Below are 521 nucleotides of genomic sequence, written 5' to 3'. Positions count from 1 at the left end.
CCTCAGGTACAGGTAAGTCACCCGCTTCAAACGTCTTCTTAATATGCGTAATTGCATCTACTCTAAATCCATCAATGCCTTTATCAAACCACCAGTTCATCATTTCAAATACAGCATCTCTAACTTCCGGATTACCCCAATTCAAATCAGGTTGTTTTTTACTGAATAAATGGAAATAATATTGCTCAGTATTAGCATCATATTCCCATGTAGATCCATTAAATATACTTTCCCAGTTGTTAGGTTCAGAGCCATCTGGCTTTGGATCTTGCCAAATGTACCAATCACGTTTGGGATTGTCTTTACTAGATTTGGATTCTATAAACCAAGGATGTTCATCAGATGTATGATTTACAACTAAATCTAAAATAAGCTTCATGCCTCTATCATGAACACCTTTTAATAAACAATCAAAGTCTTCCATCGTTCCAAATTCATCCATAATTTCTTGATAGTCACTAATATCATAACCATTGTCATCATTAGGTGATTTAAACATTGGACTGAGCCAAATGACATCG

Annotated in this window: 1 protein-coding gene; it reads right to left on the bottom strand. The window is 35.1% G+C overall.

What is annotated here, in order from left to right; all coding sequences use genetic code 11:
• A partial coding sequence (locus IDG60_RS01910; RefSeq protein ID WP_241013323.1) for an alpha-amylase family glycosyl hydrolase occupies positions 1–521 on the bottom strand: 521 nt, incomplete at both ends.

It is taken from the genome of Staphylococcus sp. EG-SA-2 (assembly GCF_017152085.1).
This window is presented reverse-complemented; position numbering and strand designations above follow the sequence as displayed.